The following is a 21311-nucleotide window of genomic DNA, read 5'->3' as shown; positions in this document are numbered from 1 at the left end:
AGGTTCCGGGCTCCGTGACTTCAGTCGCGGAAATTGTTGAACTGCAGGGGCATGCCGAACTCTTTGGCGCGCAGGGCGGCGATCGCCTCTTGCAGATCGTCGCGCTTCTTGCCGGTGACGCGTACCTGCTCGCCCTGGATCGCGGCCTGGACCTTGAGCTTGGCATCCTTGATGTGAGCAACGATTTTCTTCGCCAGCTCTTTATCGATGCCCTCTTTGAGCACTGCTTCCTGCTTCATGACCTTGCCCGAGGCGAAGGCGTCCTTCACTTCCAGGCACTGCACGTCGATCTTGCGCTTGACCAGGGCCAGCTTGAGGATGTCGATCATCGCCTCGAGCTGGAATTCAGCTTCGGCGGTGAGGTTGACGGTCAGTTCCTTTTCCTTGAACTCGAAGCTGCCCTTGCCCTTGAGGTCATAGCGACGATCCAGCTCTTTGACCGCGTTTTCCACGGCGTTGGTGACTTCGTGCTTGTCCAGTTCCGATACCACGTCGAACGACGGCATACCTTTTCTCCAAAAAATAACGGCACCCTCGCGGCTCTGCTGAAAGAGCGCGATGGAGCGCGCAGGGTTTGACGGTTAAAATACCGGATCATTATAACGGTTGCGAAACGCTGATGAGCAGCACCTGGCATATTCTCGGCGCCGGCAGTCTGGGCAGCCTCTGGGCCTGTCGGCTGGCCCGTGCGGGCAAACCGGTGCGGCTGATCCTGCGCGATGCGGCGCGCTTGCAGGCCTATGAGGCCGCTGGCGGCCTGACCCTGATCGAACACGGCAAGACGCAGTTGCAGGCGATTCCCGCGCAGCTGGCCGACGACAACACGCCGATCCATCGCTTGCTGGTGGCGTGCAAGGCCTATGACGCCGAACAGGCGGTGGCGCACCTGGCGCCGCGCCTGGCCCGGGACGCCGAGCTGATCCTGCTGCAAAACGGCCTCGGCAGCCAGGAAGCGGTGGCCAATCGCGTGCCCCACGCCCGTTGCGTATTCGCCTCCAGCACCGAAGGGGCGTTTCGCGAACAGGACTGGCAGGTGAATTTCGCCGGCCACGGCTTCAACTGGCTGGGTGATCCGGCCAACCCGGGTGCCCCGGACTGGCTCGACGATCTGAGCGACGCCGGCATTCCTCACCAGTGGACCCCGGACATCCTGACCCGGCTGTGGCGCAAGCTGGCGCTCAACTGCGCGATCAACCCGCTGACCGTACTGCATGACTGCCGCAATGGCGGTCTGCAGGCACATCACTGCGAAGTCGCCACCCTGTGCACCGAACTCGCCGAGCTGCTGCAATACTGCGGTCAGCCCGAAGCCGCCGAGGGCCTGGTCGATGAAGTCGAACGGGTGATCCAGGCGACAGCGGCCAACTACTCTTCCATGTACCAGGATGTTCGCCACGGCCGGCGCACCGAAATCCATTACCTGCTCGGCCATGCCTGCCGCACCGCCAGCCGCCACGGCCGGCAGTTGCCGCACCTGGAACGGCTGTACCGGCGCCTGGTCGAACACCTGGACACGCGCGGATTGCCCAGCGACTGAGCACGGCGCTACCCTGCCCTTTCACTTACAAACCGGGATTACGCCTTTCACATGACCTTGCGCGAACGCCTGGAGAACCTGCCGGTCGGCCAGAAGTTGCTGGCCGCCCTGCTGGTGCTGTTGATCACCATCCTGCTGGTGGCCAACCTGACCTTTATCAGCGCCGCCTACTGGATCTCCCAGGAGAGCATGGCCCCGCAAGCCCTGCAGACCATTGGCCGGCTGGTGTCCAACCCGCAACTGGCGCAGCAGGCCAGCGATTCGCCGGAGGCCGCCAAGACCCTGCTCAAGGAACTCGACAGCTACACCCCGCTGCGGGCCGCCGCCCTGTACGGCAGCGACGGCAAGTTGCTGGCGCAGTTGCAGCATGGCGAGCAGCTGCCACTGCCCAAACGCTACCGCGCTATCGAAAACTGGCGCCTGACCGAGTTTCGCAGCACCCAGCTGGTGAACCTGCCACGCGCTGGCGGCCCGCCCGGGCACCTGTTGCTGGTGGCCAGCAGCGAGTTGCCGATGGCCTTCTACACCGGCACCCTGACCGCCAGCCTGGGCATCCTGGTGTTCAGTATCCTGCTGTGGATGATCATCGCCCGGCAGATCAAACGCCTGATCACCCAACCGATCTACCAGCTTGAAGAACTTTCGCGCCAGGTCACCCGCGAAGAAAACTACGCCCTGCGTGCCAAACGCGGCAACGACGATGAAATTGGCAGCCTGGCCGACGCCTTCAACACCATGCTTTCGCGTATCGAAGCCCGCGAGCAGCAGCTCAAACGCACCCGCGACGAGTTCCAGGAAGCCTACGACCAAGCCCAGGGCCTGGCCGAAGAAACCCGCCACACCAACCGCAAGCTGGAGCTGGAAGTCCAGGTACGCAGCAAGATCGAGAAAAAACTCACCGGCTTTCAGAATTACCTCAACAGCATCATCGACTCCATGCCCTCGGCGTTGATCGCCCTCGACGAACAGCTCTACGTCACCCAATGGAACCAGGAAGCCAGCGCGCTCTCCGGTACGCCGCTGGATGAAGCGCTGAACCAGCCGATATTCCTCGCCTTCGAACCGCTCAAGCCGTTCCTCCCGCAGCTCAAGGAGAGCGTCGAGAAGCACCAGGTGGCGAAGATCGAACGGGTGACCTGGACCAAGGACGACGACGCCCGCCATTACGCCCTGACCTTCTACCCGCTGATGGGCGGCGGTGGCCGTGGCGTGGTGATCCGCATCGACGACATCACCCAGCGGCTGTCGCTGGAAGAAATGATGGTTCAGTCGGAAAAAATGCTTTCAGTCGGTGGCCTGGCAGCCGGCATGGCTCACGAAATCAACAATCCCCTCGGCGCCATCCTGCATAACGTGCAGAACATCCGCCGGCGGCTGTCGCCGGACCTGGCCAAGAACATCGAACAAGCCGACGAAATCGGCATTGACCTGCCCTCCGTCAACCGCTACCTGGAAAACCGCGAAGTGCCGCAGTTGCTCGACGGCATCCAGCAGGCCGGTGCCCGCGCCGCGAAGATCGTTACCCACATGCTCAGCTTCAGCCGCCGCAGCAACCGCCAGTTGGCGCCTTGCGACCTGCCGGCGCTGATCGACCAGGCGGTGGAAATCGCCGGCAACGACTTCGACCTGACCATCGGTTTCGACTTCAAGGGCCAGGCCATCGTCCGCCAGTTCGACCCCAACCTGGGCCCGGTGCCGTGCACCGCCAACGAACTGGAACAGGTGCTGCTCAACCTGCTGAAAAACGCCGCCCAGGCCATTCACCTGCGCCCGGACGACAGCGAACCCGGGCGTATCACCCTGCGCACCCGGCTCAATCCGCCGTGGGCAGAAATCCAGGTCGAGGACAACGGCATCGGCATGCCCGAAACGGTGCGCAAACGTACCTTCGAGCCGTTCTTCACTACCAAGGAAATCGGCCAGGGCACAGGCCTGGGCCTGTCGGTGTCGTACTTCATCATCACCAACAACCACAAGGGGCAGATGGAGGTGCAATCGGCACCCGGCCAGGGTACCTGCTTCACCTTGCGCCTGCCGCTTGCCCCCACCAAAACGGAGTCATGAGCATGGGTTTTCGATTGTCGAAGATCTACACCCGCACCGGCGACAAAGGTGAAACCGGTCTGGGCGATGGCCGCCGCGTGCCCAAGGACCACCCACGGATCGAAGCCATTGGCGAGGTGGACAGCCTCAACAGCCAGCTGGGTGTGTTGCTGGCCGGGTTGACCGAGCAGGGGCTGGATGAGCTCAGTGAAGTGTTGGCGCCTTGTCAGCACCGGCTGTTCGATCTGGGCGGGGAACTGGCGATGCCTGCTTATCAGGCGCTGAACAACGCTGAAGTGGAACGCCTGGAAGCGGCAATCGACCGTTGGAACGAAGAGCTGGGTCCACTGGAGAACTTCATCCTGCCCAGTGGTTCCGCGCTGATTGCCCAGGCCCATGTGTGCCGCAGCCTGGCGCGCAGCGCCGAGCGGCGTTGCCAGCAGTTGAACAGTGTCGAGCCATTGGCCGGGGTCGGCCTGGCGTACATCAATCGGTTGTCGGATTTGCTGTTTGTCGCGGCGCGGTTGATTGCACGGCGCCAGGGCGTTGCCGAGGTGCTGTGGCAGGCTGCGGCCAAACCCTGAGGGCCTCATCGCGGGTCAAGCCCGCTTCTACAGGTGGCGATCCTGTAGGAGCGGGCTAGCCCCGCGATCAGTTCAGAGCTCAGGCCAGAACGCGCGGATCCCCGCCACACCCTGGGCCCCATGCAGCCAGGCCTTGTCGCGCTCGGCAGCACCCACGCCACCGAGCAAATACACCGGTTTGCTGAAACCCTCGATCAGTTGCTGCGCCTGCTCCCACCCCAACGGCACGGCGTGCGGATGAGTCTGGGTTGCCTGCACCGGCGACAGGGTGACGAAATCCACGCCCATCTGCTCGGCCAACGCCAGCTCTTCAGCGTTATGGCAGGACGCCGCCAGCCAGCGTTCCTTGGGGAACGGCCGGCCGTTGCTGGCGTACTTGCGCAACTGCTCGGAGGTCAGGTGCCAACCGGCCGCCGGGAAGTCTCCCAGCCACTCCAGCGGGCCCTTGAGCATCAACTGCGCCTTGCCCGCACACAGCCCCACCGCATCCACCGCCACATCGCGGTACTTAGGGTCGTACATGTTCGGTGCACGCAGTTGTACCAGTTTGATTCCACCGGCAATGGCCTTCTGAATGCCACGCAGCATCTGCGGGACTTCCAGGCCCTCGGGGGTGATCAGGTATTCAGCCGGCAAGCGCGCAGCGGCAACGATTGGCTGGTTGGCCTCGGGGAAGTCGTACTGCGGCAGTTCCCGCGCGGTCACCCAGGCCAGGGGCTGGCCTTCGGCGCCATGGGGCTCGCCGGTAAAGCCGTTGACCTCCCAGACATCCAGCAGCACTTGCTTGTCCGGATAATCATGCTTGACCTTGATCAGCGGACGCGCCGCAGTGACGACGATGCCCAGCTCTTCCTGCAGCTCACGCGCCAGGGCCAGCTCGACCGCTTCGCCGTCTTCGACCTTGCCACCCGGAAACTCCCACAGACCGCCCTGATGCTGGCTGTCAGCGCGGCGGGCAATCAGAATACGCCCGTCGCTGCCGCGAATGACCGCAGCGGCTACATGCACACGCTTCACCCTTCACGCTCCGCCAAGCCAGCCTTTTGCCAGGCCTGGAAGGCTGGCCATTGGTAGATGGTTTCGATATAGGCCGCCGCTTCCGCCGGCACTTCAACCCGGTAGGTGCGCAAGCGCACCGCGACCGGGGCGAAGAAGGCGTCGGCCAGGCTCACCCTGCCGAACAGGTACGGGCCAGCCTCTTTGGCTGCCAGGCGGCATTCGGACCAGAGCGCGACGATACGGTCGATATCGACTTGTACGTCCAGCGGCACGGTTTCCAGCGCTTGATCCCGGGACAGATCGAACGGCATGTTGCCGCGCAGGGCAAAAAAACCGCTGTGCATCTGCGCGCAGGCCGAACGGGCCTGGGCCCGGGCAGCGATGTCGGTTGGCCAGAGATTGGCTTCGGGGTGACGCTCTGCCAGGTACTCGGCGATCGCCAGGGAGTCGGCGATCACACCATGCTCGCTCTTGAGCAGTGGCACCTTGGCGGTGGGCGAATGCTCGAGCAGACGCTGGCGGGTATCGGGCTGGTTGAGTTTGATCAGGGTTTCTTCATAGGAAACACCGGCCAGCTCAAGGGCCAGGGCGGCGCGCAGCGACCAGGAGGAATACAGCTTGTCGCCGATGATCAGGTGATAGCTCATGGTTCGGCTCCAGATGGAGTGGAGAAAAGGTCCTGCGGACCTTATCGCTGGCAAGCCAGCTCCCACAGGCATTGTGGGAGCCGGTATTGCAGTCGGTCAGGTACGGTATTCGGCGTTGATTTTCACGTACTCGTGGGACAGGTCAGTGGTCCAGATGGTTTCGCTGCACTGGCCACGGCCCAGCTCGATACGGATGGTGATCTCTTCCTTGGCCATGACTGCCGAACCCTGGGCTTCGGTGTAGCTGGCGCTGCGCCCGCCCTTGCTGGCGATGCACACATCACCCAGGTAAACGTCGATCAGGCTGACGTCCAGGTCCGGCACGCCGGCACGGCCGACGGCGGCAAGGATACGGCCCCAGTTCGGGTCGGAGGCGAACAGGGCGGTCTTGATCAGCGGCGAGTGGGCCACGGCATAGCCGACGTCCAGGCACTCCTGGTGGTTGCCGCCGCCGTTGACTTCAACGGTGACGAACTTGGTCGCGCCTTCGCCGTCACGGACGATGGCCTGGGCCACCTCCATGCACACTTCGAACACGGCCTTTTTCAGCGCGTCGAACAATGGGCCGCTGGCTTCGGTGACTTCGGCGACATCGGCCTTGCCGGTGGCAATCAGCATGCAGCAGTCGTTGGTCGAGGTATCGCCGTCGATGGTGATGCGGTTGAACGACTTGTTGGCGCCGTCGAGGATCAGGTCCTTGAGCACCGCCGGGGCCACCTTGGCGTCGGTGGCGATATAGCCGAGCATGGTCGCCATGTTCGGGCGGATCATCCCCGCACCCTTGCTGATACCGGTGACGGTAATGGTCACGCCGTCATGCTGGAACTGACGGCTGGCACCTTTGGGCAGGGTATCGGTGGTCATGATGCCGGTGGCGGCAGCGGCCCAGTTGTTTTCCGACAGGTCATCAAGGGCTGCCTGCAGGGCGCCTTCGATCTTCTCGACCGGCAGTGGCTCACCGATCACGCCGGTGGAAAACGGCAGCACGGCACTGGCGTCAACGCCGGTCAGCTCGGCGAGCTTCGCGCAGGTGCGCTCGGCCGCGGCCAGGCCCGGGGCACCGGTGCCGGCGTTGGCATTGCCAGTGTTGGTCAGCAGGTAGCGCACGCTGCCCTGCACGCGCTGCTTGGCGAGGATCACCGGGGCGGCGCAGAAAGCGTTCAGGGTGAACACGCCGGCAACGCTGGAGCCTTCGGCGCAGCGCATTACCACCACGTCCTTGCGCCCAGGGCGCTTGATGCCCGCAGAGGCAATGCCGAGTTCAAAACCTGGAACCGGGTGCAACGTTGGCAAAGGACCAAGACCAACAGCCATGAAAGCGCTCCTAGAAAAAATGCGTCGGATCAAGATAACCGGCGCTTGAGATGGAACAACGCCGCGACGGTCAGGACCAGTCGCGGCGCGGTGTTCAGATGTCAGCGGGGTGCAACGACGGTGTGATCAGTCGATCTTGCCGTGGCACTGCTTGAACTTCTTGCCCGAACCGCACCAGCATGGCTCGTTGCGGCCCAGTTTCTGCTCGTTGCGCACGGGCGCGGTGGCCACGGCAACGTCAGCGCCCTCTTCCTGCGGTTCAGCTTCCAGGCCCGGAGCCTCGGCGTGCTGGAACTGCATGCGTGCGGCCAGTTCTTCGGCTTCGCGGCGCAGACGGGCTTCTTCCTCGACCGGATCTTCGCGGCGCACCTGAACGTGCGAGAGCACGCGGATGGTATCGCGCTTGATCGAATCGAGCAGCTCTTGGAACAGGTTGAACGACTCGCGCTTGTACTCCTGCTTCGGGTTCTTCTGCGCATAACCGCGCAGGTGGATACCGTGACGCAGGTGGTCCATGGTCGACAGGTGGTCTTTCCACAGGTCGTCGAGTACGCGCAGCAGGATCTGCTTCTCGAAGGTGCGCAGCGCTTCGGCGCTGGCCTGTTCTTCCTTCTCGTTGTAGGCCGCCAGCAGCTCGGCCATCAGCTTGGCACGCAGGGTTTCTTCGTACAGGTGGTCGTCTTCGTCGAGCCATTGCTGAATCGGCAGCTTGACCCCGAAATCGCTGGCCAGTGCCGCTTCCAGGCCGGCCACGTCCCACTGTTCGGGCAGCGACTGCGGCGGAATGTGCAGGGCGACGGTGGCGTCGAGCACTTCCTCGCGGAAGTCGGCGATGGTATCGCCAATGTTGTCGGCTGCCAGCAGGCTGTTACGCATGTGGTAGATGACTTTACGTTGCTCGTTGGCGACGTCGTCGAATTCGAGCAGCTGCTTGCGAATGTCGAAGTTGCGGCCTTCGACCTTGCGCTGGGCCTTTTCGATGGCGTTGGTGACCATCCGATGCTCGATGGCTTCACCGGACTGCATGCCCAGCGCCTTCATGAAGTTCTTCACCCGGTCGGAGGCGAAGATACGCATCAGGCTGTCTTCCAGCGACAGGTAGAAGCGGCTCGAACCCGGGTCGCCCTGACGGCCGGAACGGCCACGCAGCTGGTTGTCGATACGGCGCGATTCGTGACGCTCGGAGGCGATCACGTGCAGGCCACCGGACTCGATCACCTGCTGGTGACGCTTCTGCCAGTCGGCCTTGATCTGCGCGACCTGCTCAGGCGTCGCGTTTTCCATGGCGGCGACTTCGACTTCCCAGTTACCGCCCAGGAGGATGTCGGTACCGCGACCGGCCATGTTGGTGGCGATGGTCAGCGCACCCGGGCGACCGGCCTGGGCAATGATCTCGGCTTCTTTCTCGTGGTACTTGGCGTTGAGGACCTTGTGATCGATGCCTTCCTGCTTGAGCAGGTTGGACATGTGCTCGGAGGTCTCGATGGTAGCGGTACCCACCAGCACCGGACGGCCCTGGGTCATGCTTTCCTTGATGTCAGCGATGATCGCGGCGTACTTCTCTTCCGCGGTCAGGTACACCAGGTCGTTGTAGTCCTTGCGCGCCAGTGGCTTGTTCGGCGGGATGACCATAACGTTGAGGTTATAGATCTGGGCGAACTCGAAGGCCTCGGTGTCGGCGGTACCGGTCATGCCGGACAGCTTGTTGTACAGGCGGAAGTAGTTCTGGAAGGTGGTCGAGGCCAGGGTCTGGCTCTCGGCCTGGATGTTCAGGTTCTCTTTCGCTTCGATCGCCTGGTGCAGGCCTTCGGACAGACGGCGGCCCGGCATGGTACGGCCGGTGTGCTCGTCGATCAGCAGGATCTGGCCGTCCTGGACGATGTACTCAACGTTGCGATGGAACAGCTTGTGCGCACGCAGGCCGGCGTAGACGTGGGTCAGCAGGCCCAGGTTGTGTGCCGAATAGAGGCTCTCGCCCTCGGCCAGCAGGCCGACCTGGGTGAGCATCTCTTCGATGAACTGGTGACCGGCTTCGTTGAGTTCAACCTGGCGGCTCTTCTCGTCGATGCTGTAGTGGCCTTCCTGGGTAACCTGGCCCTCGACTTCCTCGATGTGCTGCTTGAGGCGCGGGATCAGTTTGTTGATCTCGATGTACAGCTTGGAGCTGTCTTCGGCCTGGCCGGAGATGATCAGCGGGGTGCGCGCTTCGTCGATCAGGATGGAGTCGACTTCGTCGATCACGGCGAAATTCAGCTCACGCTGGAATTTCTCTTCCATGCTGAACGCCATGTTGTCGCGCAGGTAGTCGAACCCGAATTCGTTGTTGGTGCCGTAGGTGATGTCGGCGGCATAGGCGATGCGCTTCTCTTCCGGCGGCTGGAACGGTGTGACGACACCGACGCTCAGGCCGAGGAATTCGTATAGTGGACGCATCCAGTTGGCGTCGCGGCGGGCCAGGTAGTCGTTCACCGTGACCACGTGCACGCCTTTGCCCGACAGGGCATTGAGGTATACGCCCAGGGTTGCGACCAAGGTCTTGCCTTCACCGGTACGCATTTCTGCGATCATGCCTTCGTGCAAGGTCATGCCGCCGATCAGCTGCACATCGAAGTGACGCATGCCCATGACCCGCTTGCCCGCTTCACGGGCGACCGCGAAGGCTTCAGGCAACAGCTGGTCGAGGGTCTCGCCTTTGGCCAGGCGCTCTTTGAACTCTGCGGTCTTGGCGCGCAGCTGCTCATCCGAGAGGGCCACCATCTGCTCTTCGAAGGCATTGACGATCTGTACCGTCTTGAGCATGCGTTTGACTTCACGCTCGTTCTTGCTTCCAAAAAGTTTTTTTAACAAAGGCGCAAACATATCGGCAGGATCTTCCACACGTGGGGATGGAGGGCGGCCCCGTAAGTCGCCCGTGCAGCCCTTATGGCCGCATGCGAACGAGCATTCTACCCGGAAACGATGGTGAGGAAAGTGGCGGATTTCCACGATGCTGGCACAGCGCTTTGACGGGGCCTGGTTAAAATAAGGCCTTTTTCGCCAACTTCAACCCATTGCAACATGAAGTTTTACCCTCGCAGCCCAAACAAGGCCTGGCACGGGCGATCTGCTAAGATGGCAGCTCTGTAACTTCAGGTGTCCCTTCATGGCTTTTCGCCCCTCGCCAGCCCGCGCCCCCGCTGTTCTTCTGCGCGAAGCCCGGCCGCTCAAAGCCCTGTTCAGCCAGGCCCAGCGCCTGGCGCAACTGCAGAAGCTGCTCGACAGCCAGCTGCAGCCGGCGGCCCGCGAACATTGCCATATCGCCTCCTGGCGCGAGGGCACGCTGCTGCTGATCGTCACCGACGGCCACTGGGCCACCCGCCTGCGCTACCAGCAAAAACGCCTGCAGCGCCAGTTGCAGACCCTCGAAGCCTTTGCCAGCCTGACCCGGATCCTGTTCAAGGTGCAGCCACCGACCACCCAGAGCCGGGCAGTCGGGCACACCGCAGACTTGTCGAGCCGGGCGGCCGAGAGCATTCAGGCGACCGCTGAAGGCATCAGCGATCCCAAGCTGCGGGCGGCGCTGGAGCGGTTGGCCAGTCATGCGCGGGACAAGGATGCGGCGGACGGCTGATATTCCGTGCATGGGGCTGCTGCGCAGCCCATCGCCGGCAAGACCGGCTCCCACACAAAAACCAGGCATAAAAAAGGCCACCCGAAGGTGGCCGAAAAAAACTAAAGAAGAGAGTGTTCGTACTTACACTGCCGCAACCGGACGCATGTAAGAGATCGGTGCCGTGCTGGCATCTTCGAAAGTCACCACTTCCCAGGCGTCTTTTTCCTCGATCAGCTTGCGCAGCAGCTGGTTGTTCAGCGCGTGTCCGGACTTGTAGCCCTTGAACTCGCCGATCAGGCTGTTGCCCAGCAGGTAGAGGTCGCCGATGGCGTCGAGGATCTTGTGCTTGACGAATTCGTCTTCGTAGCGAAGACCGTCTTCGTTGAGCACGCCGTCCTTGTCGACCACGATGGCGTTTTCCACACTGCCACCGAGTGCGAGGTTGTGCTTGCGCAGGTACTCGATGTCACTCATGAACCCGAAGGTACGGGCGCGGCTGACTTCCTTCACGAACGAGGTGCTGGAAAAGTCCACGCTGGCACTTTGAGTCCGGTTGCGGAACACCGGGTGATCGAAATCGATCTCGAAACTCACCTTGAACCCGTCGAACGGCAGGAAAGTGGCGCGCTTGTCGCCGTCTTCCACTGTCACTTCGCGCAGGATGCGGATGAACTTCTTGGCTGCGTCCTGTTCTTCCAGGCCGGCAGATTGAATCAGGAATACAAAGGGTCCTGCGCTACCGTCCATGATCGGCACTTCGGACGCGGAGAGCTCGACGTAGGCGTTATCGATGCCCAGGCCAGCCATGGCCGAGAGCAAGTGCTCAACCGTGTCTACCTTGGTATCGCCATTGACCAGTGTCGTCGACATGGTGGTCTCGCCGACGTTGGCCGCGCGGGCGGGAATTTCCACCACGGGGTCGAGGTCGGCACGGCGAAATACGATGCCGGTATCCACAGGTGCAGGTTTGAGGGTCAGGTAAACCTTTTCCCCGGAGTGCAGGCCGACACCTGTGGCACGGATAATATTCTTCAGGGTGCGTTGTTTAATCATGGCATTGGCCGCTTCAGCGCAAATTGCGAACTGGTATCAACAAAGGCTGAGGATAATACCAGACCCGGCCTTTGCTGAACACCAATCACCCTTATACCCCTGATAAATTTCATTAATCGGCCTGACGACGCAGGAATGCCGGGATGTCCAGGTAGTCCAGATCGTCTTGCGGATTAAGTTTTGCAGCAGCGGCAGCACCGGCGTGAGCCTGGTTGCGCATCACGGTCGGACGCTCCAGGTCACGGTAGTTCACCGAAGACTGCTCGTTGCGCACAGGCGCCGGTGCCGGGGTTTGCGCCGCAGCGGCCTGCATGGTGTTGTCGATAACCTTGACCGGCTTCTCGATTTTCGCACCCAGGCCAGTGGCAACCACGGTAACGTGCAGCTCGTCGCGCATGTCAGGATCGATAACGGTACCGACCTTGACCATGGCGTGATCGGAAGCGAAGGCTTCGATGATGCTACCGACGTCCGAGTATTCGCCCAGCGACAGGTCAGGACCTGCAGTGATGTTGACCAGGATGCCACGGGCGCCCTGCAGGTTGACGTCTTCGAGCAGCGGGTTGCGGATGGCTGCCTCGGTCGCTTCACGTGCACGGTTAGGACCGCTGGCGCAGCCGGTACCCATCATGGCCATGCCCATCTCGCTCATCACGGTACGCACGTCGGCGAAGTCGACGTTGATCATGCCCGGACGCTTGATGATGTCGGAGATACCGCGAACGGCACCGGCCAGTACGTCGTCAGCCTTGGCGAAAGCCGACAGCAGGCTGGCGTCCTTGCCGAGAATGGTCAGCAGCTTCTCGTTGGGGATAGTGATCAGCGAGTCGACGCTGTCAGCCAGTGCACGGATGCCCTCGTCGGCAATCTGCATGCGCTTGCGGCCTTCGAACGGGAACGGACGCGTGACCACGGCAACCGTGAGGATGCCCAGCTCTTTCGCCACTTCGGCGATGATTGGCGCCGCACCGGTACCGGTACCGCCGCCCATGCCGGTGGTGATGAACACCATGTTGGTGCCTTGCAGCACTTCGGCGATACGCTCACGGTCTTCCAGCGCGGCCTGACGGCCGACTTCCGGATTGGCACCGGCACCCAGGCCTTTGGTGACGCCGGTACCCAGTTGCAAGATGGTACGCGCGCCGATGTTTTTCAGCGCTTGAGCATCGGTGTTGGCGCAGATGAACTCGACGCCTTCGATGTTGCTCTTGACCATGTGATTGACGGCGTTGCCGCCGCCGCCACCGACACCGATCACTTTGATGACCGGACTTTGCGGGACGTTGTCTACGAGCTCGAACATTTTCCCTCTCCTTACAGTTCTCTAGTTTTTTGCGCCTACTACTACTGCTTTGAAACTTTAAAAGTTGCCCTGGACCCAACGTTTGAAGCGTTCAAACGCTGGAGCCTTCGGTTCATCGCCATAGCCGTTGTTGCTGCTGCTGATACCGGTCAGGGTCAAGCCGTCGGACTGCTTCTGCAGGCCGTAGGTCAAAAGGCCCACACCGGTGGAATAGATCGGATTGCGCACCACATCGCTAAGGCCGCGAACACTGTGCGGCACGCCCAGGCGTACCGGCATGTGGAAGATTTCCTCGGCAAGTTCCACCGCGCCTTCCATTTTCGAGGTACCGCCGGTCAGGACGATGCCCGCCGGTACCAGGTCTTCGTAGCCGCTGCGACGCAGTTCGGCCTGAATCAGGGTGAAGAGCTCGTCGTAACGCGGCTCGACCACTTCGGCCAGGGCCTGGCGCGACAGTTCGCGCGGCGGACGGTCGCCGACGCTCGGCACCTTGATGGTTTCACCGGCACCGGCCAGCTTGGCCAGGGCGCAGGCGTAACGGATCTTGATCTCTTCGGCGTACTGGGTCGGCGTACGCAGGGCCATGGCGATGTCGTTGGTCACCTGGTCGCCGGCAATCGGGATCACCGCGGTATGACGGATCGCGCCTTCGGTGAAGATGGCGATGTCGGTGGTGCCGCCGCCGATGTCGACCAGGCATACGCCCAGTTCTTTCTCGTCATCGGTCAGGACCGAGTAGGCCGAAGCCAGTTGCTCAAGGATGATGTCGTCGATTTCCAGGCCGCAGCGACGCACGCACTTCTCGATGTTCTGCGCGGCATTGACGGCGCAGGTGACCACGTGGACCTTGGCTTCCAGACGCACGCCGGACATGCCCAGCGGCTCGCGCACGCCTTCCTGGTTGTCGATCACGTAGTCCTGCGGCAGGGTGTGCAGGACCCGCTGATCGGCCGGGATGGCCACGGCCTGGGCGGCGTCGAGCACGCGCTCCAGGTCCGCCGCGCTGACTTCGCGATCACGGATGGCGACGATGCCGTGGGAGTTCAGGCTGCGGATGTGATTGCCGGCAACACCGACGAACGCCGAGTGAATCCGGCAGCCCGCCATCAGCTGGGCCTCTTCGACCGCGCGCTGGATCGACTGCACGGTGGACTCGATATTGACCACCACGCCCTTCTTCAGCCCGCGCGATGGGTGAGTGCCGATACCGACGATTTCCAGGGTGCCGTCGGCGGCGACTTCGCCCACCAGGGCCACAACCTTGGAGGTGCCGATATCCAGCCCGACGATCATTTTGCCGCTATGCGCATTTGCCATGGGTCCTGCCTCTCTCTAATTCTTCGCAACGGCGGGTTGGGCCGTCGTCGGTGCAATCGGTTCCCGCCAGCCAACGGCCAGGCCATTGGCATAACGCAGATCGATGCGGGCGATGTTCGTGATCTGTTCTTTGAGTGTCTTGTCGTAAATGGCAATGAAACGGCGCATCTTTTCCACCAGATGATCGCGTCCCAGCAGCAGTTCGATACCTGGCCCGGCGCTACCGGCACCGGTGGTCAGGAACCAGCTGCCGCGCTCGCGCAACTCCAGCCGGGCAATCGAAAAGCCCATCGGCCGCAACATCTGGCTCAGTACCTGATATTGCTGCATTACTTTTTGCTGCGCCCGCTGCGGCCCGAACAGCTGCGGCAGGTGCTCATAGTTGGCAAGTTCGCGCGGGGTGAAGGCCTGGCCCTGGTTATTGAGCAAGGCTTCGTCACCCCAGCGCGCCACTGGCAACTGTTCTTCCAGGCGGATCACCACTTCATCCGGCCACACCCGGCGCACTTCGGCGTGGGCGATCCAGGGCATCTGCTCCAGCTGCGCACGCATGCTCGCCAGGTCGACGGTGAAGAAGCTTGCCGCCACGTACGGGGCGATCCGTTGCTGCACCGCCTGCTGGCTGATGTAGCTCAGATCACCCTGTACGGCGATCTTGGTAATCGGCCGGTCGGCGTACGGCATCAGGCGCTGGGCACCCTCGTAGGCAGCAAACCCTGCGGCGACCAGCAACACCGGCCAGAGCAGACGCTTGAACACGCTAAAGTTGGCCTTGGGCAGGCGCGCCGACAGCGGCTCTTTGGCCACCATCCGGCTGGCACCACGCGGCACCGGCTTGTTACGGCCGGGGGCGGGTTGCTGATGACGTAACATCGCGCCTTGCATGGGCTTAACCTCGCGCCTCTACGCTGGCCGCCAGGATCGCCAGCACCAACTGCTGGAAGTCCAGGCCGGCCTCGCGTGCCGCCATCGGGACCAGGCTGTGATCAGTCATGCCTGGTGCGGTGTTGACCTCGAGCAGCCAGAAACGCCCCTGCTCGTCCTGCATCACGTCCAGGCGGCCCCAGCCGGCAATGCCGATGGCGTCGCAGGCACGTGCAGTCAGGTCGATCAGCTCTTGTTCCTTGGCTGCGTCCAGGCCGCACGGGATGCGGTACTGGGTATCGTTGGCGATGTACTTGGCGTCGTAGTCGTAGAACGTGTGCGGGGTGCCCAGGGCGATTGGCGGCAGAACCTGGCCACGCAGCACAGCCACAGTGAACTCCGGACCCTTGATCCATTGTTCAACCAACACTTGCGAGTCGTAGGTGGCAGCGTCCTTCCAGGCAACGATCAATTCTTCGACGCTGCTCACTTTCGCCATACCGATACTGGAACCTTCATGGGCCGGTTTGACGATCAAAGGGAAGCCCAGTTCCGCACCTGCAGAAATACAGTCAACTTCGCTGGAGAGCACGGCGTGACGCGGGGTCGGAATACCCAGGCTGTGCCAGACCTGTTTGGTCCGCAGCTTGTCCATGGCCAGCGCCGAAGCGAGGATGCCGCTGCCGGTGTAAGGAATGCCCAGGCACTCCAGCAGGCCCTGCATGCTGCCGTCTTCACCGCCACGGCCGTGGAGGATGATGAAGGCGCGGTCGATCTTCTCGCGTTGCAGGCGATCGAGCAGGTCGTCGCCGACGTCGATGGCGACCACGTCGACCCCAGCGCCGCTCAGCGCCTCGATAACCGCGGCGCCGGACTTCAGCGAAACCTCGCGCTCGGCGCTCTTGCCACCGTAAAGCACGGCTACGCGGCCGAAGGCTTTCGGATCAATGGTCGAGTGCAATGTAGCGTATGCGTTATCAGTCATTTCGACTTCCCCTGACTGGCAACAGCACCAGCGAACAACGGACTCTTGAGTAATTGCGGGGCCAGGCCACCGATGTCACCGGCACCCTGGCACAGCAGGATGTCGCCAGCGCGCAACAGCGGCTTGACCAGCGGCGCCAGCTCGATGCCGCGCTCGATGTAGATCGGGTCGAGTTGGCCGCGCTGGCGGATGCTGTGGCACAGCTGACGGCTGTCAGCGCCTGGGATCGGTTCTTCGCCGGCCGGGTAGACTTCCATCAGCAGCAGCACGTTGGCGTCGGCCAGGACCTGGACGAAATCGTCGTAAAGGTCGCGGGTGCGGCTGTAACGGTGCGGCTGGTACACCATCACCAGGCGCCGCTCAGGCCAGCCACCGCGCACGGCCTTGATCACCGCCGCGACTTCGGTCGGGTGGTGGCCGTAGTCGTCGACCAGCATCACGCTGCCGCCGTCTACCGGCAGCTCGCCATAGACCTGGAAGCGCCGCCCTACCCCCTGGAACCCCGAGAGGCCCTGGACGATGGCTTCATCGCTGATGCCCTCGTCGGTGGCAATGGCGATGGTCGCCAGGGCGTTGAGCACGTTGTGGTTGCCCGGCATGTTGACCGACACGTCCAGCGGCTCGCGATCGCGGCGCAGCACGGTGAAGTGGGTCTGCATGCCCGACTGGCGGACATTGATCGCGCGCACGTCGGCTTCTTCGCTGAAACCGTAGGTCACCGTCGGACGCTTGACCTGCGGCAGGATCTCGCGCACCACCGGGTCGTCCAGGCACATCACCGCCAGGCCATAGAACGGCAGGTTGTGCAGGAACTCGACGAAGGTTTTCTTCAGCTTGTTGAAGTCGCCTTCGTAGGTCGCCATGTGGTCGGCGTCGATGTTGGTGACCACGGCCACCAGCGGTTGCAGGTGCAGGAAGCTGGCGTCACTTTCATCGGCTTCGGCGATCAGGTAGCGGCTGGTGCCGAGCTGGGCATTGGTGCCGGCGGCATTGAGGCGGCCACCGATGACGAAGGTCGGGTCCAGGCCACCGGCGGCGAATACCGAGGCCAGCAGGCTGGTGGTGGTGGTCTTGCCATGGGTACCGGCCACGGCGATGCCGTGGCGATAGCGCATCAGCTCGGCGAGCATCTCGGCCCGCGGCACCACCGGAATGCGTCGCTCAAGCGCCGTGGCCACTTCCGGGTTGGCAGTATTGATGGCGCTCGACACCACCAGCACATCGGCGCTGGCGGCGTTCTCGGCACGGTGACCGATAAAGATCTGCGCACCGAAGGACTCCAGGCGCTCGGTGACCGGCGAGGTCTTGAGGTCGGAGCCCGACACCTGGTAACCCAGGTTCAGCAGCACTTCGGCAATACCGCACATGCCCACGCCGCCGATACCGACGAAGTGGATGCGGCGGATACGGCGCATTTCCGGTTGCGGGATGGCTTTCTGACTTTCAACCATGGGCCACCTCCAGGCAGATATCGACCACGGTGCGGGTGGCAGCGGGCTTGGCCAGGCGCCGGGCAGTGGCGGCCATGGTGATGAGTTTTTCCGGTTGCATCAGCACCTCGTTCAGGCGTTCAGCGAGTTGCGCTGCGCCAGTTGTCGCTTGTGGCATCAGGAAGGCAGCGCCTTCACGGGCCAGATAATGGGCGTTGTGGGTCTGGTGGTCGTCGATGGCATGGGGCAAGGGCACCAGCATCGAAGGCAAGCCGGCCGCAGCCAGCTCGCTGACAGTCAGCGCACCCGCGCGGCAGACCACCAGATCAGCCCAGCCATAGGCGTGGGCCATGTCCTTGATGAACGGTTCTACCTGAGCCTCGACACCGGCCTCGCGGTAACGCTCGGCGGTAATCTGGTCATGCTGCTTGCCAGCCTGATGGAATACCTCGGGACGAATCTCCTGAGGCACCAAGGCCAAAGCCTGGGGCAGCAATTTGTTCAGCGGTTCGGCACCCAGGCTTCCGCCGAGCACCAGCAAACGAGGCTTGCGCACGCCCAGGGGCTCGCGCAGGGTTTCCAGGAACAGTTCGCTGCGCACCGGGTTACCGGTGGTGCGCAGTTTGTCCGACGCCGCGAAGGTGTCGGGGAAAGCTTCGCAGACTCGGCCAGCCAAAGGCACCAGTAGCCGATTGGCGGTACCGGCACGGGCGTTCTGCTCGTGAATCACCACCGGCACGCCGCACAGCCGGGCCGCAACGCCGCCCGGGCCGGTCACGTAACCGCCAAAGCCGACCACACACACCGGCTTGAGCTGACGGATGATCCGCCGCGCCTGCAGCACCGCCTTGACCAGGGTGAACGGCGCCTTGAGCAGCGACAGCTTGCCCTTGCCACGCAGGCCGGTGACCTGGATCAAGTGCAATTGCAGCCCGGCCTGGGGCACCAGCTCGTTTTCGATACCGCGCGGGGTGCCCAGCCAGTGCACGCTGTAACCGCGCGCCTGGAATTCACGGGCACAGGCCAGCGCCGGGAACACGTGGCCCCCGGTGCCGCCTGCCATGATCAGTACGTTCTTGCCGTTAGCGGCCATGATTCGGCTCCTCGGCAAAATCGCTTTCATTGAATTCGTGTTCTTCACTGCCCAGGTGCGTGCGGCTCTCCCACTCGATGCGCAGCAGCAAACCGACGCAGGCACAGCAGATCACCAGGGAGCTACCGCCGTAACTGAGGAACGGCAGGGTCAGGCCCTTGGTCGGCAGCAGGCCGACGTTCACGCCGATATTGATCAAAAACTGACCAATCCACAGGAACGCCAGGCCGAAGGCCATGTAGGCGGCAAAGAACTGTTTGGCTTTTTCTGCCCACAGGCCGATGTACAGCGCGCGCACGGTGACGAACACGAACAGCGCCACAGTGATCAGCGAGCCGACCACGCCCAGCTCTTCGGCCAGTACCGAGAAAACGAAGTCGGTGTGCGCTTCGGGCAGGTAGAACTGCTTCTGCACGCTGTTGCCCAGGCCAACGCCGAGCCACTCACCACGACCGAAGGCGATCAACGCCTGGGTCAACTGGTAGCCGGAGCCGAACTGATCCGACCAGGGGTCGGTAAAGGTGATCAGGCGCGCCATCCGGTAGGGCTGGGCCTGGACCAGGATGAACACCGCCGCCACCGCCAGCACCACCATCAGGCTGAAACGGAACAGGCCGACGCCGCCGAGGAACAGCATCGCCGCCGCCGCGCCCATCATCACCACCGTGGCACCGAAGTCCGGCTCCATCAGCAGCAGGCCGGCCATGGGCAGCAGCACGATGAACGGCTTGAAGAAGCCCATCCAGCTTTCGCGCACTTCCTGCTGACGACGCACCAGGTAGCCGGCGAGATAAATGACCACGAAAACCTTGGCGATCTCCGAGGGCTGGACGTTGAAGAAGCTGAAGCCGATCCAGCGCATCGAACCGTTCACTTCACGGCCAATGCCCGGCACCAGTACCAGCACCAGCAACGCGAAGGCGCCAACCAGCATGGTGAAACCCATCTTCTGCCAGGTGGCGATCGGCACCATCATGGTGACGATGCAGGCAAAGACGCCGATGGCCACGTACACCAGGTGGCGGAACATGTGGTACAGCGGGTTGCCCGACTGCGCGGCGGCCACTTCCGAAGACGCCGAGGTGATCATCACCAGGCCAAGGCCGAGCAGCGCCAGGCAACCGGCGAGCATGGCGAAATCAAGGTCGATGCCGCGACCGCTGATCAGCGGCGATGGGTAAGGCTTGATGATGCCGAAGATCATGCCAGCCCTCCTACGGCCTGGGCGAACAGGCGCCCACGCTCTTCGAAGTTCTTGAACATATCCAGGCTCGCGCACGCCGGCGACAGCAGCACGGCGTCGCCGGGCCGGGCCAGTTCGGCGCATTGCTGCACCGCTTCATCCAGGGTTTTCACCCGGATCAGCGGCACGCCGTCACCCAGCGCTTCGGCCAGACGCTCGGCGTCGCGCCCCAGCAGCACGACGGCGCGGCAATTGGCCGCGACCGGCGCAGTCAAAGCGCTGAAGTCGGCACCTTTGCCGTCGCCACCGGCGACCAGCACCAGCTTGCCGTCGATATCGGCGCCCAGGCCTTCGATGGCTGCCAGGGCGGCACCGACGTTGGTCGCCTTGGAATCGTCATACCAGTTCACGCCGTTGCGCTCGCGAATCCACTGGCAACGGTGCGCCAGGCCCGCAAAGCTGCGCAGGCTGGAGAGCATGGCATCCATCGGCAGGCCAACGGCATGGCCCAGGGCCAGGGCCGCCAGGGCATTGGACTGGTTGTGGGCACCGCGAATCTTCAGTTCGCGTACCGGCATCAGGTTGTGGAACTCGAAGGCCAGGTACTTCTCGCCGTTCTCTTCGCGCAGGCCAAAGGCCTTGAAGTCGGGAGTGTTCAGACCGAAGGTCCATACCGGCTGGCCTTCAGCCAGCAGCGGACGGCTGAGGGCGTCCTGGCGGTTGACCACCACCTGCCGCGCGCCACGGAAAATCCGGTGCTTGGCCAGGTGATAGGCCGGCAGGCCGCTGTAGCGGTCCATGTGGTCTTCGCTGACGTTGAGCACGGTGGCCACTTCGGCATTGAGCTGGTCGGTGGTTTCCAGCTGGAAGCTCGACAGTTCCATCACGTACAGCTCGACATCATCGCTGAGCAAGTCCAGCGCCGGGGTACCGAGGTTGCCGCCGACCGCCACACGCTTGCCAGCCGCAGCGGCCATTTCGCCGACCAGGGTGGTGACGGTGCTTTTCGCGTTGGAGCCGCTGATGGCAATGATCGGTGCCTTGGCGTTGCGGGCGAACAGTTCGATGTCGCCCGACAGCTTCACGCCACGGGCAGCGGCCTGCTGCAGCGCAGGCGTGGCCAGGGCCAGGCCGGGGCTGACATACAGTTCGTCGGCACGGCAAAGAAACTCTACGTCCAGCTCGCCACAACGCACTTCCACCTGCGGGAAATCGCGGCGCAGGGTGTCCAGTTCCGGCGGGTTCTCACGGGTGTCGGCAACCGCAAAGGCAATGCCCCGGTTCGCCAGGAAGCGAACCAGGGACATGCCGCTCTTGCCGAGGCCGACAACGATGCGGAAGTGGTCAGAAGCGATCAAGGACACGCG

The 21311-nt window shown here is 62.9% G+C and carries 18 protein-coding genes; 4 read left to right on the top strand and 14 right to left on the bottom strand.

Annotated features, from left to right (window positions below; all coding sequences use genetic code 11):
- Positions 1 to 20: 20 nt before the first annotated feature.
- Positions 21 to 506 carry a YajQ family cyclic di-GMP-binding protein gene (locus UW3_RS0103210; protein ID WP_010220808.1) on the bottom strand — a complete coding sequence of 162 codons (486 nt, stop codon included), beginning with the start codon at positions 504 to 506 and terminating at the stop codon, positions 21 to 23.
- A gap of 113 nt (positions 507 to 619) precedes the next feature.
- On the opposite strand from UW3_RS0103210, the gene UW3_RS0103205 reads away from it, so the two are divergent.
- The 3 genes from UW3_RS0103205 to UW3_RS0103195 are packed head-to-tail and all read left to right on the top strand — an operon-like array spanning position 620 to position 4164.
- Entirely contained in the window at positions 620 to 1537 is a 918-nt protein-coding gene (locus UW3_RS0103205) for a putative 2-dehydropantoate 2-reductase (RefSeq protein ID WP_010220806.1), read from the top strand.
- 51 nt (positions 1538 to 1588) lie between these two features.
- Positions 1589 to 3601, top strand: a complete 2013-nt coding sequence (locus UW3_RS0103200) for a sensor histidine kinase (protein ID WP_010220804.1) — start codon at positions 1589 to 1591, stop codon at positions 3599 to 3601.
- A gap of 2 nt (positions 3602 to 3603) precedes the next feature.
- On the top strand, positions 3604 to 4164 hold the full coding sequence (locus tag UW3_RS0103195) for a cob(I)yrinic acid a,c-diamide adenosyltransferase (protein WP_010220803.1): 561 nt from the start codon (positions 3604 to 3606) through the stop codon (positions 4162 to 4164).
- Positions 4165 to 4236: 72 nt separating this feature from the next.
- Here the strand turns inward: UW3_RS0103195 and UW3_RS0103190 are convergent, their stop codons facing one another.
- The 4 genes from UW3_RS0103190 to secA all read right to left on the bottom strand — a co-directional run bounded on the left by UW3_RS0103190 (position 4237) and on the right by secA (position 9983).
- Complete coding sequence (locus UW3_RS0103190; RefSeq protein WP_010220802.1) at positions 4237 to 5181, bottom strand: Nudix family hydrolase; 945 nt, start codon at positions 5179 to 5181, stop codon at positions 4237 to 4239.
- Positions 5178 to 5810 carry a glutathione S-transferase gene (locus UW3_RS0103185; RefSeq protein WP_010220800.1) on the bottom strand — a complete coding sequence of 211 codons (633 nt, stop codon included), beginning with the start codon at positions 5808 to 5810 and terminating at the stop codon, positions 5178 to 5180. The genes UW3_RS0103190 and UW3_RS0103185 overlap by 4 nt, the downstream gene beginning before the upstream one ends.
- Before the next feature lie 96 nt (positions 5811 to 5906).
- The gene (argJ, locus tag UW3_RS0103180) at positions 5907 to 7124 is read right to left on the bottom strand and encodes a bifunctional glutamate N-acetyltransferase/amino-acid acetyltransferase ArgJ (protein ID WP_010220799.1); all 1218 of its coding nucleotides are present in this window, start codon (positions 7122 to 7124) and stop codon (positions 5907 to 5909) included.
- A 126-nt stretch (positions 7125 to 7250) separates the two neighbouring features.
- A complete protein-coding gene (secA, locus tag UW3_RS0103175; protein ID WP_010220798.1) occupies positions 7251 to 9983 on the bottom strand; it encodes a preprotein translocase subunit SecA in 2733 nt (910 codons plus the stop codon).
- A gap of 283 nt (positions 9984 to 10266) precedes the next feature.
- Here secA and UW3_RS0103170 point away from each other — a divergent pair, with 283 nt between their 5' ends.
- On the top strand, positions 10267 to 10734 hold the full coding sequence (locus tag UW3_RS0103170) for a DUF721 domain-containing protein (protein WP_010220796.1): 468 nt from the start codon (positions 10267 to 10269) through the stop codon (positions 10732 to 10734).
- Positions 10735 to 10857: 123 nt separating this feature from the next.
- Here UW3_RS0103170 and lpxC read toward each other — a convergent pair whose 3' ends face one another.
- The 9 genes from lpxC to murD form a co-directional block, all read right to left on the bottom strand.
- A complete protein-coding gene (gene lpxC, locus UW3_RS0103165; protein ID WP_010220795.1) occupies positions 10858 to 11769 on the bottom strand; it encodes a UDP-3-O-acyl-N-acetylglucosamine deacetylase in 912 nt (303 codons plus the stop codon).
- A gap of 112 nt (positions 11770 to 11881) precedes the next feature.
- A complete protein-coding gene (gene ftsZ, locus UW3_RS0103160; RefSeq protein WP_010220794.1) occupies positions 11882 to 13072 on the bottom strand; it encodes a cell division protein FtsZ in 1191 nt (396 codons plus the stop codon).
- 57 nt (positions 13073 to 13129) lie between these two features.
- Positions 13130 to 14389: a cell division protein FtsA gene (gene ftsA / locus UW3_RS0103155; protein WP_010220793.1), complete on the bottom strand. Its 1260-nt coding sequence runs from the start codon at positions 14387 to 14389 to the stop codon at positions 13130 to 13132.
- Between the two features lie 15 nt (positions 14390 to 14404).
- On the bottom strand, positions 14405 to 15274 hold the full coding sequence (locus tag UW3_RS0103150; protein WP_010220792.1) for a cell division protein FtsQ/DivIB: 870 nt from the start codon (positions 15272 to 15274) through the stop codon (positions 14405 to 14407).
- Between the two features lie 4 nt (positions 15275 to 15278).
- Complete coding sequence (locus UW3_RS0103145; protein WP_010220791.1) at positions 15279 to 16238, bottom strand: D-alanine--D-alanine ligase; 960 nt, start codon at positions 16236 to 16238, stop codon at positions 15279 to 15281.
- Positions 16235 to 17689: a UDP-N-acetylmuramate--L-alanine ligase gene (murC, locus tag UW3_RS0103140; protein ID WP_010220790.1), complete on the bottom strand. Its 1455-nt coding sequence runs from the start codon at positions 17687 to 17689 to the stop codon at positions 16235 to 16237. Before murC ends, UW3_RS0103145 begins: the two co-directional genes overlap by 4 nt.
- Complete coding sequence (gene murG / locus UW3_RS0103135; RefSeq protein WP_010220788.1) at positions 17682 to 18761, bottom strand: undecaprenyldiphospho-muramoylpentapeptide beta-N-acetylglucosaminyltransferase; 1080 nt, start codon at positions 18759 to 18761, stop codon at positions 17682 to 17684. Before murG ends, murC begins: the two co-directional genes overlap by 8 nt.
- Entirely contained in the window at positions 18751 to 19965 is a 1215-nt protein-coding gene (gene ftsW / locus UW3_RS0103130) for a putative lipid II flippase FtsW (RefSeq protein ID WP_010220786.1), read from the bottom strand. The genes murG and ftsW overlap by 11 nt, the downstream gene beginning before the upstream one ends.
- Positions 19962 to 21308 carry a UDP-N-acetylmuramoyl-L-alanine--D-glutamate ligase gene (gene murD / locus UW3_RS0103125; RefSeq protein ID WP_010220784.1) on the bottom strand — a complete coding sequence of 449 codons (1347 nt, stop codon included), beginning with the start codon at positions 21306 to 21308 and terminating at the stop codon, positions 19962 to 19964. The genes ftsW and murD overlap by 4 nt, the downstream gene beginning before the upstream one ends.
- Positions 21309 to 21311 lie beyond the last annotated feature (3 nt).

The organism is Pseudomonas donghuensis, assembly GCF_000259195.1.
Lineage (GTDB): Bacteria > Pseudomonadota > Gammaproteobacteria > Pseudomonadales > Pseudomonadaceae > Aquipseudomonas > Aquipseudomonas donghuensis.
This window is presented reverse-complemented; position numbering and strand designations above follow the sequence as displayed.

Bases quoted from the DNA above. Each gene is read 5' to 3' on its own strand.
- UW3_RS0103210 (WP_010220808.1), bottom strand. From the start codon at position 506: ATGCCGTCGTTCGACGTGGTATCGGAACTGGACAAGCACGAAGTCACC.
- UW3_RS0103205 (WP_010220806.1), top strand. From the start codon at position 620: ATGAGCAGCACCTGGCATATTCTCGGCGCCGGCAGTCTGGGCAGCCTC.
- UW3_RS0103200 (WP_010220804.1), top strand. From the start codon at position 1,589: ATGACCTTGCGCGAACGCCTGGAGAACCTGCCGGTCGGCCAGAAGTTG.
- UW3_RS0103195 (WP_010220803.1), top strand. From the start codon at position 3,604: ATGGGTTTTCGATTGTCGAAGATCTACACCCGCACCGGCGACAAAGGT.
- UW3_RS0103185 (WP_010220800.1), bottom strand. From the start codon at position 5,810: ATGAGCTATCACCTGATCATCGGCGACAAGCTGTATTCCTCCTGGTCG.
- argJ (WP_010220799.1), bottom strand. From the start codon at position 7,124: ATGGCTGTTGGTCTTGGTCCTTTGCCAACGTTGCACCCGGTTCCAGGT.
- secA (WP_010220798.1), bottom strand. From the start codon at position 9,983: ATGTTTGCGCCTTTGTTAAAAAAACTTTTTGGAAGCAAGAACGAGCGT.
- UW3_RS0103170 (WP_010220796.1), top strand. From the start codon at position 10,267: ATGGCTTTTCGCCCCTCGCCAGCCCGCGCCCCCGCTGTTCTTCTGCGC.
- lpxC (WP_010220795.1), bottom strand. From the start codon at position 11,769: ATGATTAAACAACGCACCCTGAAGAATATTATCCGTGCCACAGGTGTC.
- ftsZ (WP_010220794.1), bottom strand. From the start codon at position 13,072: ATGTTCGAGCTCGTAGACAACGTCCCGCAAAGTCCGGTCATCAAAGTG.
- ftsA (WP_010220793.1), bottom strand. From the start codon at position 14,389: ATGGCAAATGCGCATAGCGGCAAAATGATCGTCGGGCTGGATATCGGC.
- UW3_RS0103150 (WP_010220792.1), bottom strand. From the start codon at position 15,274: ATGCAAGGCGCGATGTTACGTCATCAGCAACCCGCCCCCGGCCGTAAC.
- UW3_RS0103145 (WP_010220791.1), bottom strand. From the start codon at position 16,238: ATGACTGATAACGCATACGCTACATTGCACTCGACCATTGATCCGAAA.
- murC (WP_010220790.1), bottom strand. From the start codon at position 17,689: ATGGTTGAAAGTCAGAAAGCCATCCCGCAACCGGAAATGCGCCGTATC.
- murG (WP_010220788.1), bottom strand. From the start codon at position 18,761: ATGGCCGCTAACGGCAAGAACGTACTGATCATGGCAGGCGGCACCGGG.
- ftsW (WP_010220786.1), bottom strand. From the start codon at position 19,965: ATGATCTTCGGCATCATCAAGCCTTACCCATCGCCGCTGATCAGCGGT.